A 13,183-nucleotide genomic window follows, 5' to 3' on the forward strand; every position below is an offset into this window, starting at 1 on the left:
ATCAGACTGGATATCCCCGATATGAAATTGAATAAGACGAGTGGCCTGATTTTGCTTTTGACGCTTTTTAGTCAACCGTTTTTTGCTCAGGTTTTTACCGAAAATAACCTTACAGTTGAAGAGTATGTGCAAACGGTTCTCCTGGGAGAGGGAGTTGAGGTTTCGAATATTACCTACAACGGAGCCCCGGCAAATACAGTGCAGACCCGGGTTGGACTGGTCAATGGTGAAAATTCCAATTTCTATTTTGACGAAGCCTTTATGATGGCTACGCGCAACATTAGTATAGCGTCTTGCGAACCCGAGGACTTTCCAGGAGGTGGACCGGGCGTTGATGCGGATCTGTCTCAAATTGCCGGGCAAAATTTGCAGGACGTGACAGTGGTGGAGTTTGATTTTGTGCCTCAGGGAGATACGGTGAGTTTCAATTTTGTTTTCGCGTCCAGAGAGTACAGCGGTTTTGTGTGCTCTTCCTTCAACGATGTGTTTGGGTTCTTTCTAAGTGGTCCCGGGATTACCGGACCCTATAGTAACAACGCCATGAATATTGCATTGCTGCCAGATGGGGTGACGCCTGTGACAATCAATAATGTAAACAATGGGGCCAATGATTTCTTCGGAGGAGGAACCGGCCAGCCGTGTAGCTTTGGCGGTAACAATTGTCCATGTAATCCGCAGTATTTTACAGACAATGGGAGCGGAAATGGTACAGATCTTCATTCGGATATGTGCTTTGGGGGTTACACCGTGCCCCTTCAGGCCATTGCTTTGGTAGAATGCGGCCTTACGTACCACATTAAACTGGCTATTGCCAACGCTGTTGACGGTGCACTGCAGTCGGCTGTATTTCTTGAGGCAGGCAGCTTTGCGAGCAGTTCTTTGATTACAGTGGACCTTCAGATTGACGCCGGCCTCAACGACAGCACATTGGTAGAAGGATGTGGAGGAGCTACATTGACATTTGAACGTCAGCTCGATAATGTAGAGCAGGTCATCTATCTTACGATGGAAGGAGATGCCACCAACGGTGTGGATTATACCCTGATCCCTGATAGTATTGTCTTCCCGGTAGGAGTGACGGAGGTATCAATATTTGTTGAGGCTTTTCACGACGGAATTGTAGAAGGCCTGGAGTCGGTAATCATAATCATTGAAAATGAGAATGTGTGTGGGGGCGAAAACCTACAATCCATATTCACCTTCTATATTGACGAGTACGACCCTTTAGAAGTCATCTCACACGATGGGTTTATTGATTGCGGCGAACCCATTGACCTGATACCCGAGGCAACAGGAGGAAGCCCGCCTCTCAATTACCTCTGGAGCACAGGTGAAACATCCGAAACCATTACGGTTGCTCCCATCGAGAACACCACTTACACGCTGACTGTTACGGACTCATGCGGGCTGTATGAGGAAACAGTAGAGTTTTTCGTTGAAGTTCCACAATTTGATGAGCTTGCCGTGGATATTGGCCCGGATTGGACGCTGACCTGTATTACGCCCGTTCTCATTGAGCCCGACATTACCGGTGGTTCAGGAGATTTTGTCTTTGAGTGGTTCCAAAACGGCCAGTTTGTAAACAACAACCTGGTTTGGGATGTGCTTCCAGAAGGAGAAGGGATGCTCGTTTTCAGGGTTACCGATCATTGCGGAAACACAGACTCAGATACATTGTACTACGAAACCCCGCCCGTAGAAATAACTGTAGACCTCGGTGACGACTATTTTGCGTCTTGTATAGATGTTACATCTATCACCGGACTGTACTCAGGCGGAGTAGGAGAGTATACCTTTCAGTGGTATGTAAATGGCCAGCCGTACAGCACGCTTCCTGCGATCGGCTTTCAGTCCCTCATTACCAGTGAAATCATATTTGAGGTTACAGACGAGTGTGGTAATGTGGGCACCGATGTCGTGATTGTTTTCATCCCTAATATTCCCTTGGAACTAAGCATATCGCCGGATACTACTATTTGTCTGGGAGACAGAGCGCATTTGCTGGCCGAAGCAACAGGAGGTGAAGGTGGGTTTACATACCAATGGTCAAACGGACAAACCTCACCGGGCATTCAGGTAATACCCAATGATACCACAACCTATACTGTTGTGGCTACGGATATATGTGGAATTACCATAGGTGGCTCAACAACCGTCAATACTACTTCGGTTCACGCTGAGTTTACCATTGATTTTGTCGGAACCAACGGAGCAAGTTTTCAAAACCTGAGCACCCCTGATGTCAACTATCTCTGGCATTTCGGCGATGGAAACAAAAGCCGGGAGTTTGAGCCAATCCATGAGTACTACTTCGATGGCAATTACTACATTAGCCTTTACGTTACTGATTCACTGGGTTGCAGCGATCTCTTTGCCATGGAGTACAATCCGCCCATGTTCCTGTACATCCCCAATGCGTTTACTCCGAACAATGACGGAATCAATGAACTCTTCAAAGCGCAAGGAGTAGGTATCAAGTCCTTTGAGATGTCGATCTGGAACCGTCAGGGTGAGCGTCTTTTCCACACCACCAACATCAATGAAGGTTGGAATGGAAGCATGAATGGCAGCAGCTATTTCGTTCCGGATGGTGTGTATGTGGTGAAGTACAAGGCCGAAACTTTTGATGGACAAAAGGTTGAGAACACCGGTCACGTCACTGTTGTTCGATAGGCATTTTTACATACCTTAGCCCCGGCTTTTGGTTCTGAAGGAAGCTTCCGCCTCCCGAAGATTAAAAGGGAATCCGGTGTAAATCCGGAACTGTTCCCGCAGCTGTATTTCTCGCTAAAAGTTTTCGCAACTTTTGTCCACTGTCCAAATGGTAGGATGGGAAGGACGCGAAAACCGAGATAAGTCAGAAGACCTGCCAAAGCCCGAACATAAACTGCAAACTTTCGGGTAAAAAGTTGGTAGGTAGGTTGAGGTTTTCTCTCAATAGGCCTTGCTTTTTATCCTGATCTCGAATACGATGGTCAGGTATTTTTTTGGGTATTGGTTGATATGGATGGCTTTTCCTGCGTGGTCGCACACAGGTGATACCCTCCGGCTTCCCGTTTTTGAGAAAACTGCACTTCGCCTGGCCCAAACCAAGCCTTTTGTTTTTCTTTATCAGGCAGATTCTGCAACGCTCGACTTTTACCGGCAGGGAGATATTTCAATGCTGATCGGGCAAACCACGCCGATGATGATGCGCACATATGGCCCCGGGTTCTCAGCTTCGGTGTCTTCACGCGGACTGGCAACAGCACATACCGGACTCTACTGGAATGACATCAATCTTCAGTCGCCCACCACAGGTATTGCCGACATTTCACTTATTCCGGCAGCCTTTGTTGACCACATTTCCTTTACCGCCGGTGGAGCCTCCAGCACGATGGGTAGTGGTCTGCTGGGCGGAGGTATTCACTTGAATCCTCAAAGTTCACTTGAAAAGGATTACAACGTATCGTTAAACAATACCTTCACATCCCTTGGCAACGCAGAAACCGCTGCCACCTTGCATTTCGCGAATGACCATCTGGTTTCCGAAACCCGCGTGCTGTACAGCTATGCGCAAAACCGTTTCGAATACGTTAATCATGCTCGTCGCGACAAACCATTGAACACCCGCGAAAACAATGCATTTGAGCAATACGGCCTCACACAAAACTTGCAGCGCCGCTTTGGTAAGCACAAACTGGAATTTTCGTTGTGGGCACTCGAAACGTGGCGTGAACTTCCACCAAGCCTTACTTCATCGTACGACGGAGCCTACCAGCAAGACCTGAATTTCAGGGCGCAGCTGGCAGCTCATCTGCACTATGGAAATTGGAATGCGCGCATCCAGGGAGCATTTCTACACGATGAAATGCTTTTCCGGAATGACATGGGAGTGAACTCATTCATTTACTCTCAAACTGCGCTGATCAATGCAGACTTCAATGGCCTTATTGGAGATAATTGGGAATGGCGGGCAGGCAGTCAAAACTCGTTTCAGGAGGCATTGGCCGAAAACAACTACGTACAGCGACACCCATTGTTTAACGCGGCTATTTATGCAGGGTTGACCCATCACGCATCCAACAGGAAATGGACCCAAAACCTGCAGCTCAGGCAGGATTTCTACAGCGGCTACCAACATCCTTTTTCGCCGTCCTACAGTGTCTCATTCATGCCTTCTTCGCGCCTTCATTGGAGCGCGAGCGCTGGCAGGAATTTTCGAATTCCCGGATTTAACGACCGGTTTTGGATGCCCGGCGGCAATCCTGATTTGCCACCCGAAGACGCCTGGAGCATGCAATCGGGGCCTGAAATTCACCTCCTGAAACGCAAGGATGGTAAGGGAGAATGGACGATGCAGGTATTGGCATTCTACAATTGGGTGAACAACTGGATTCAGTGGATTCCAACTGGAAACTATTGGGGAGCCGTGAGCTACAAGTCTGTGGTTTCTCAAGGAATCAATGCCCGCACTACCTATCGGCTTCAACTTGAGCGATGGGTTCTCAGTGCTTCAGCTGATTATGCTTTCACCGATGCGCGAAATGACGACACCCCATTTAACGATGCAATTCGGGGAGAAGTATTACCACACATTCCAAAACACAAGGCAAACGCAATGTTGACGCTGGGGTGGAAGAACTGGTCTTTCTATGCAGATGGCTCATACACCGGAAGTAGGTTCATCACACCCACCGGTAGCCGCACGCTTCCGGCGTTTTGGCTCGTTCACTCGGGTCTGTCTTGGAAAGGCAATGTGAACCGGGTACAAGCCATTATGAGGCTTCGGGTTCACAATCTTTTCAATCACGATTACCAAATTATGCCATGGATGCCCATGCCCCTACGGCATTATTCGGCTTCACTCGAAATCAGAATTTTAAAACCAAAAAAGAACAAATCATGAAGAAAGCCATTTTGTTTACAGGTTTGACACTCGCCACCCTGTTGTTCAGTTGTAAAAAGGAAGATAATCAGCCCATAACACCTCCTCCCGGTGGTGGAAACATCTCTGATCACCGTGTGCTTGTGTGCAATGAAGGTCCGTTTATGACCGGCTCAGGCACCCTTTCGTTGGTGAATATCACCACAGGAGAAAGTCAGCATTCAATTTTCGAGGACATGAATGGTTTTCCGCTTGGTAATATTGTTCAAAGTGCCTATCGAGATAATGGTAGACTATATGTGGTGGTTAACAATGCAGGAAAAATTGAAGTGGCGGATTCCCAGAATTTCACCTCCGTAACAAGCATCGAAAATCTCGGGCAACCACGATTCATGGTGAGTCATGACGGTACTGGCTATGTGAGCGATTGGGCTTCTGGGGGAGTACACATGGTGAATTTGGAAAGTCACACTATTACGGGCACCATTGAAACAGGTTCAGGGCCGGAGCGAATGCTGGTGCAAAACGATGAGGTATGGGTGACCAACAGCGGTGGCTTTTCAACTGCTCAAACCGTTTCAGTGATTGATGCCAATGCTCAAACCTTGTCTGCAACTATTTCTGTGGGTGACAACCCAAATTCTATTGCTGCAGATGCCGACGGCCACGTTCGTGTTTTGTGCAGAGGAGTTGGGTCATGGCCCGATCCGGAAGCAGAAACAGCGGGCTCCATTTGGGTGCTGAATTCTTCTACACACGAGGTAGTTTCTACGTTAACATTCCCTTCGCCTACAGACCACCCTTCAAGCCTCACCGCGAACCCTGATGGAACGGTGTTTTATTACCTCCTGGGCGGCAATGTTTTCAGACTGGGTATTGATGACTCAGATTTGCCGGCAGAACCATGGATTACAGGAAATTTTTATTCATTGGGCTATCACAACGAGGCAGACGTGCTACTCGTAGGCGATGCTGTTGACTTTCAGCAGGACGGCATTGTAAGAATGTATTCTTCTCAGGGTGTCGAAACCGGTGCTTATGCCGTAGGCGTGATTCCAACATTCATGATGGCTTGGTAAGTTGTGGTGGTGATGGTGTAGCATCAACGCTCCATCATCGCAGCGGCTTCTTTACCCACGATGGTTCCAATAGCTACGCCCATGCCACCCAATCGAACTGCCACTCCCAGGCGGTTGGTGATTTTTTCTACAATCGGCTCTTTGGTGGCCCCGGTGCCCATAAGCCCGGTCCAGCGCATATCTATGTGCGTGTCACAATCAGGTAGTATGTGTTGATTGAGAAAAAGTTGCAGGTGATTCTGGATGAAGGAAGATGTGTCCGTATCTGTGGTGAATTCCTCGTTTATAGCCAGATTTCGTGCCCCTCCCAGCAACACCCTTCCATCTACATCCCGAAAGTAATAGTAGCCCCTATCCATGTGAAAGGCGCCTTTTAACCTTAAACCTTCCACCGGCTCCGTAATCAGTACCTGGGCACGGGTAGGACGTACATCAAGCCCTGGGATCAGGTTTCCGGTAAAACCATTGGTGGCCAATAGCAACTGCTCGCATTTGATTTCTTGTCCTGAGCTTAGAAATACCTGGATGCCCGCAGGAAGCTCTTCCCAATTGCTCACTTCTGCTCCGCACACAACATAGACTCCCTTTTGCCGGGCTGTGCGGATAAGGGCTTGCAGCATCTTTGCCGCGTTCAGCTGACCCTCAAAACGATTGGAAATCATGTGATCAAATCCCTTGAGCCCAAAATATTCCAAGCGGCGGTCATCCGAGCTGAACACTATTTCTCCAAATACAGGTTTCAAAATGTGGTTAATGTAATCCATGTGTTCAACACACGCTGCATGGAGATTGCAGAGGTCAGGGGTAAATACTTCAAAGCCACCACTCGCTTCGTAAGCGATGTTTTCCTTACCGGCCAACTTCAGAAGGTAGCTTATTCCTTCCCATCGTTTTTTAATGAGCGCAACAACTTGCTGCTCGTCTGAGTGTTCCAGGTCATCAATGATTTCCGACAGGCTACCAAAGCACGCAAATCCGGCATTCTTGCTACTGGCTCCAGCCGGGGTGAGGCCCTTTTCAAGCAGTACAACGCTTCGTGATGGATTTGCCATTTTGGCATGAATGGCAGCTGATAAACCAACTATTCCACCACCCACAACAACAAGTTGTGCACAATCCGGAAACAGGGCTTTATCCCAATAGCTGTGATTCATAGACGATTTTAACACAAAAATAGTAACATGCCGGTGTGAAAACCGTTTTAAGTCATAAGAAGCTGACCGATATTTTTTCACGATATTTGTTCAGCGCACTATCAGAATGCAAGGAAAACATTTCTTTACAGGCCTTTTTACTGTTGTCCTGATTTTTTTGGGTAACGCCTTTCCCGCTTTCGGGCAGGGAGAGTTATACATTTTTGGAGTGGTGAAAGACTATGCCAACTCCAAGAAACTCGAAAACGTAACCATCACTGCATATCACAATGGTGTCAAGGTTGACGAATACGTTACCCGAAACAATGGGAAATACGAATTTTTTCTCGACCTCGGAAAAGAGTACGACATCAAGTTTGGCCGCTCTGGTTTTGTTGGTAAAAGCGTGTACATGGACTCCCGCAACATTCCTGAAGAGGACGTCGGTGCGGGTTTTTCCTTGAACATAGAAATGAGCCTCTTTGAGGAGCAGGAAGGTCTGGATGTATCCATACTCGATAATCCAATTGGAAAGGCGAAGTACAACCCTAACACTGGTGCACTTGAGTTCGATTTTGCCTATACCCAAAAAATCAAGGATGAGATTAATCGCCTGATGCGGGAATGGGAGCGAGGAAATAAAGACAAACAACAGGCAGATAAAGATAAAGAAAAAGAGCTACAGGCTCTGGAGAAAGAGTTTGATAAACTGGTTGATCAGGCTGATAAGGCCTTTCTCAATGAGAAATATGCCGAATCGGTTGCCGACTATAAGGAGGCCCTTAAGCTCAAGGAAGGCAATCCAATGGTCCTCATGAAGCTCAAAAGTGCTGAAGAGAAGCTTGCTGAGCAAAATGCGGCCAACGCGGAGATGGAGAAGTACGAAGCCGCACTAAAATCCGGCGACGATGCCATGCGGAATGAAAACTATGACCTCGCAATCAAAAAATACGAAGAGGCATTGGCCATCCGAAAAGATGAAAAATACCCCAAAGACCAAATAGCCGATGCCAAAGCCCGCCTTGAAGCCAAAAAGAAGGAAGAGGAGGAAAGAGCCCGCTTTGAGGAACTGGTAAGAAAGGGAGATAATCTTTTAAAGGCACAGGATTATCCCGATGCCATTGCCAATTACGAGGAGGCGCTTACCATCAAACCCAAGGATGGAGATGTTGCTAAAAAACTGGCAGACGCCAAAAAGGCCTTCGAAGAATATGAAAAGCAGAAAGCGAAGGACGAAGAGTACAATAACCTTGTGACCAAGGCGGATGCCTCATTTAAGTCTGAAGCCTACGAGCAGGCCATAAAGGACTACGAAGCCGCTCTGAAGGTAAAATCCAACGAAAAGCATCCTGCAGAAAGAATTGAACTAGCAAGAAAAAAGCTGGACGAAATCGCGAAGCGGGAAGAAGAAGAGCGTTTGGAAGCTGAAAGGCAGGCTCAGTTTGAGGAGTGGGTATCAAAAGGAGACGCTGCAGTTGGAAAGAAAGATTATGATCAGGCAATCGGCCACTACGATGAGGCGCTCAAAATTTACGCAGATAATCAGGGGGTAAAAAAGAAGCGCGAGGATGCCATTGCGGCGAAAGACACGCTTGAAAAAGAGCGCGAGCTCGACAAAGAATACGCTGCTGCCTTAAAAGAAGGTGACGATGCCTTCAAGGCTGAGCAATACCAACAGGCCCGAACTGCTTTTGAGCGTGCCGCAAAGCTTAAATCAGATTTACCTTATCCGTCGCAACGAATCAAGGAAATAGACGATCTGTTGGCAGAAATGGCGCGTATCGAGGAAGAAAAACGCAAAGAAGAAGAGGCCCGTAAAGCAGAGGAGAAAAGACTAGCAGAAGAACTTGCACGTTTCAATGCCCTTGTTGAAGAGGGTGATGGCTTTTTTAAGAAAAAGGATTACCAGGATGCCATCGAACGCTACGAAGAGGCACTCTCGCTGAAGCCCGAAAATCAGCATTTGCCGAAGAAAATCAAGGAAGCCGAAAAATTGCTTGCAGAACTTCGTGCCGCAATGGATGCCGAAGAGAACTACAAGCAAGCCATTGCGGAAGCCGACCAAAAAATGCAGGCCCAAAACTTTGAATCTGCAATCAAAGCGTACGAGCGTGCACTGGAGGTAAACCCCGCAGAGAAATACCCATCGCAGCAAATTGAGGCAGCCCAAAAAATGATTGAAGACCGCAAGCGAAAAGAAGAACTCGCGGCACAAGAGGCAGCCCAGCAGGCTGAAGCAGCATCCAAAGCTGCCGAAGAAGCAGCCCAGGCAAAGCTGCGAGAACAATTTAACAAAATCGTGAAGCAGGGCGACGAGCAGATGGCCGAAAAGGAATATAAAAATGCTGGAATTCGATACCGCGAAGCCCTGGAACTTATTGCCGATGATGTAGAAGTTCAGAAAAAACTGGCCGATGCTGAACGGCTTTTAGGAGAAATGCAAAGCCAGCGTGATGCCGACCGCCAATACAATATGTTAATTGCCGAGGCCGACGCCGCGATGAAAGGAGAGAACTACGTCCTTGCTACGCAGAAATACCAGGAAGCGCTGAAGGTTAAGACGGACGATACGTATTCAAAAGAGCAACTGGCTGAGATAGACCGAAGATTGAAAGATCGGGATGAACGGATTAAGGCGGAGGAGGAAGCAGCCGAGCGAGATCGGAGGATAAAGGAAAAAGAAGAAGAGAAAAGGAAAAAGGAAGCTGCTCTGATGGCCGAAAAATCTGCTGAGGAAGAAGAGTACAATACCTTGATTGAGGTGGCAGATAAAAAATTCGGGCAGAGCGAGTATAAAGTAGCACTGCGCAACTACAAAGAAGCTTCAGCACTCAAGCCGGGAGAGTTTTATCCCAAATCTAAGATTCAGGAAATTGAGCGCATACTCGAGGAAGAAGAAGAGCGTAAACTGGCTGAAAAGCGCCGGCAGGAAGAAGAAATGGCTGAAGATGAGTCGCGAAGAAGTAAATCTCGCGGTAAGGGAAATACCGTGGATTCAAGAAACGAAGATGAAGCAGAGCGATTTATGCGCGAGGCTCGATTGCGGGAGGAGGCTGAAAAGTACGAGCGAATAAAAAGGATCAAAAGAGAAGAGAAGGAAATGCACTCTACCCTGCGCGATAAAGAAATGGAAGTGGCCTCAAGCAGACTGGATGAAGTTGAAACCCTGCTTGCAGAAAACCGGGAGCGCATGAACAGAGCAGAGCAGAGTCGTGAGCGCAAAGCAATACAAGTGAAAGACTATAAAAAAGCCACCGACCAGGGGTGGATTGATCAGCGAAGCAAGGAGATGGAGCGAATCCATCGCAACCTTCAGCAAATAGACGAAGAGATCAAGCTCATAGAAGACCTTGTGGCGCGTAATGAAATATCGCATGCGCAACGGGTAGTTGATATTGACCAAAGGTTTACAGATCACCACTATTATCTGCTGGAGAAACGTGAAAAAGAGAATGAAAAAAGCCTCAAGTCATACAAAAGGGCACAAGAGATTAGAGAGGAAATTCAGCAATTTCTCGAAGAGAAGGCGACGCGTCAGGAGAATCTCACAGCGGGTTTGATGGATCAAAAAGAAGAATTCAGCGAGCAAGATACGCGCCGAATTATGGCAGAGCGGGAGAGGATTGAACAAGCCAAGATTCGGGTAAAAGAGCTGCAGCAAGAACAAGATCGCTTGTCTGGTCGATCTCAGGAGGTTATTACCGAAAACCAAAAAGAAATCACTGAGCGCAGAACGACTATTCAGGATCAACAGCGCGAATTGGCAACACGGGCAGATCAGCGTGCCCAGAAGTCGAGAGAGGAACTGAGCAAACTACGTGCAGCCGAACCAAAAGATTACAACGACTACTACCTTTCTCAACTTGCACAGGAATATCCGCAGGGTGTCACCGAGGAAAGTGACAATGTGGGAAACAAAGTTATCATTCGCCGAATTGTGGTGATCGGTAACAAAGCCGACGAATATCGAAAAGTCATAGACAAAACGGGTAAGTATTATTTTAAGAATGGCGCTAGCATTACTGAATTAACCTGGAACAGAGAAACCAATGTTCAGTTGGATTAAGTAATTGTGGTTGTATTCTTTGGTTAGTTTTTATTTGGCCTGAAAAACCAATTGTCGTCTTTGGAAATAATGAACACTGTTGGTCGTTGGCTTTTGAATGACTATATTTGGTCATGACCGACCAAACTCACTAGTTAACGCAACAAGCGATGCTTTCTAAGTTTTTTTACTCTGCTTTCATATTCTGTGCAGTTTGCCAATATGCGATTGCGCAAAACGTAGCAATTAATGAAACGGGCGATCTTCCTCATCCGTCTGCAATGTTGGAAATAACATCCAATGACAAAGGAATTCTTATTCCACGTGTCAATGATCACATGAGTGTTCCCGGACCGGCTCAAGGTTTGCTGGTATATGACACGGCTGACAACAATTTCTGGTATTTCGATGGTACGGTGTGGCGTCCGTTAATGAGTAGTGGTGATGGTTGGTTACTTGAAGGTAATGACTTAACAGACCCATCGGTGAATTTCTTAGGAACACTGGATGAGGCAGCCATGATGTTCAGGGTGAACAATTCCGCTGCAGGTAGATTGGATTATGAGGCTTTAACAGCCGGCAATGTTGTTGGAACAAAAGGCGCAACAGCATTGGGTTTTGAGGCTCTTGGCAGCAATACTGCCGGCTATCACAATACTGCCTTCGGTTTTCAAGCAGGTGGTAGTGTCACTGTAAATCACAACAATACTTATTTTGGGTACCAGGCAGGTACTTCTTCAGTAGGCTTTCGCAATACTTTTATTGGCAGTGGTTCCGGGGCTGCTATGGGGTCCGGAGCAAATATGACCATCATCGGAGCAGATGCCTTTTCCAATGCACCGGCTGGTCAGGAAAGTGTGTGGATTGGTGCAGAGGCAGGTATGAACACTACAACAGGGGGTGCCCGCAATATTGTATTGGGCTTCAGGGCTGGAATGAATCAAGCGGGAAATGATAATATTATCTTGGGTCACAGCGCAGGATTGAATTTTACCAACAATCGCAATGTGGTGATAGGAACCGATGCAGCTTTAACAAACGAGAACTCTGCCCGAAATGTGATAATTGGCTGGAGCGCAAATTCGGGTGTGAATAGCACCTTTGGCCCTTCAGATTGTGTGATCATCGGTACGTTGGCTGGCAGAGCGGTTAGATTTAATGGAAATGTTTTTGTTGGTGAGCGAAGTGGGCAATGGGTAGTTACGGGAGCTGACAATACCTTTATTGGTAAGCGAGCCGGTTCAGGAGTTCAGTCTTCCGGATCTGTCGGCGAGAATTCAGCAGGAAACAGCAACGTTGCCGTTGGCTCTGAGGCAGGAAGAGATCTCCAGAATGGTGCCATGAGAAATACAATTGTTGGAACCCAAGCCGGTCAGCTAAGTACAAGCGGCGAAAGAAATACTTTTATTGGTTGGGAATCAGGACGTAACGTCACTTCCGGCTCCGGAAATGTGTACATTGGATCACAATCAGGGAGCGGATCGATTGCGGGTTACACTGGCGCGGCAAATAATCGTTTTCTGCTGTCAAATGCAGCCGGCTCAGCAGGTGTGCTCATGTCAGGGCACTTCGACGACAAACGAGTAGGTATCAACACCATTAATCCTACCCAAACACTTTCTGTAAATGGCGACGCCGGTAAACCCGGAGGTGGTGAATGGGATACTTTTTCGGATCAACGACTAAAGACAGATGTGAGCTCTTTCGACGATGGTTTGCAGGTTGTTCTGCGGCTCCGCCCTGTTGAATTCAGGTACAATGAGCTATCAGGCTACCAGGATTTGAGCACGCCCTATATCGGATTTTTGGCCCAGGATGTTGAAAGCATAGCTCCCTACATGGTTCGGGTAATGGACGATAGTCAAGGCCCCTCAGGTTTGAGTGATTTGCGTGTGCTGAAAGGAGATGCCCTGAGCAAGGTTCTGGTAAATGCCATCCAGGAACAGCAAGAACAAATTTCTTCTCTTGAAGAGAGAATTGAACAACTCGAAAAATTGGTGCTCGAAATGAACGGCACTGCCGCCTCTGCCGAAAAGTAGGCTAGGATATTAAGCCAAAA

6 protein-coding genes and 1 riboswitch are annotated in these 13,183 nt (G+C 47.3%); of the genes, 5 read left to right on the forward strand and 1 reads right to left on the reverse strand.

Features of this window, described 5'->3' with window-relative positions:
- The first annotated feature begins 21 nt into the window (after positions 1–21).
- The 3 genes from EA392_05360 to EA392_05370 all read left to right on the forward strand — a co-directional run bounded on the left by EA392_05360 (position 22) and on the right by EA392_05370 (position 5,946).
- Entirely contained in the window at positions 22–2,673 is a 2,652-nt protein-coding gene (locus EA392_05360) for a PKD domain-containing protein (GenBank protein ID TVR39862.1), read from the forward strand.
- Between the two features lie 12 nt (positions 2,674–2,685).
- Positions 2,686–2,889: riboswitch (cobalamin riboswitch) on the forward strand.
- 82 nt (positions 2,890–2,971) lie between these two features.
- Positions 2,972–4,888 carry a hypothetical protein gene (locus tag EA392_05365; protein TVR39863.1) on the forward strand — a complete coding sequence of 639 codons (1,917 nt, stop codon included), beginning with the start codon at positions 2,972–2,974 and terminating at the stop codon, positions 4,886–4,888.
- The gene (locus EA392_05370; GenBank protein TVR39864.1) at positions 4,885–5,946 is read left to right on the forward strand and encodes a hypothetical protein; all 1,062 of its coding nucleotides are present in this window, start codon (positions 4,885–4,887) and stop codon (positions 5,944–5,946) included. The genes EA392_05365 and EA392_05370 overlap by 4 nt, the downstream gene beginning before the upstream one ends.
- Positions 5,947–5,969: 23 nt before the next feature.
- Here the strand turns inward: EA392_05370 and EA392_05375 are convergent, their stop codons facing one another.
- Positions 5,970–7,100, reverse strand: a complete 1,131-nt coding sequence (locus tag EA392_05375; GenBank protein TVR39865.1) for an FAD-binding oxidoreductase — start codon at positions 7,098–7,100, stop codon at positions 5,970–5,972.
- Positions 7,101–7,206: 106 nt separating this feature from the next.
- On the opposite strand from EA392_05375, the gene EA392_05380 reads away from it, so the two are divergent.
- Together EA392_05380 and EA392_05385 are read left to right on the forward strand one after the other, a co-directional pair.
- Positions 7,207–11,145 (forward strand): hypothetical protein, encoded by a 3,939-nt coding sequence (locus tag EA392_05380; GenBank protein ID TVR39866.1) that lies wholly within the window; start codon positions 7,207–7,209, stop codon positions 11,143–11,145.
- A gap of 149 nt (positions 11,146–11,294) precedes the next feature.
- Positions 11,295–13,163 (forward strand): tail fiber domain-containing protein, encoded by a 1,869-nt coding sequence (locus EA392_05385; GenBank protein TVR39867.1) that lies wholly within the window; start codon positions 11,295–11,297, stop codon positions 13,161–13,163.
- The last annotated feature ends 20 nt before the right edge of the window (positions 13,164–13,183 follow it).

Source organism: Cryomorphaceae bacterium (genome assembly GCA_007695365.1).
In the GTDB taxonomy this organism is placed as follows: domain Bacteria; phylum Bacteroidota; class Bacteroidia; order Flavobacteriales_D; family SKUL01; genus SKUL01.

What these genes read in the sequence shown, in the direction of transcription:
- EA392_05360 (TVR39862.1), top strand. Translation starts at nt 22, where the DNA reads ATGAAATTGAATAAGACGAGTGGCCTGATTTTGCTTTTGACGCTTTTT.
- EA392_05365 (TVR39863.1), top strand. Translation starts at nt 2,972, where the DNA reads ATGGTCAGGTATTTTTTTGGGTATTGGTTGATATGGATGGCTTTTCCT.
- EA392_05370 (TVR39864.1), top strand. Translation starts at nt 4,885, where the DNA reads ATGAAGAAAGCCATTTTGTTTACAGGTTTGACACTCGCCACCCTGTTG.
- EA392_05375 (TVR39865.1), bottom strand. Translation starts at nt 7,100, where the DNA reads ATGAATCACAGCTATTGGGATAAAGCCCTGTTTCCGGATTGTGCACAA.
- EA392_05380 (TVR39866.1), top strand. Translation starts at nt 7,207, where the DNA reads ATGCAAGGAAAACATTTCTTTACAGGCCTTTTTACTGTTGTCCTGATT.
- EA392_05385 (TVR39867.1), top strand. Translation starts at nt 11,295, where the DNA reads ATGCTTTCTAAGTTTTTTTACTCTGCTTTCATATTCTGTGCAGTTTGC.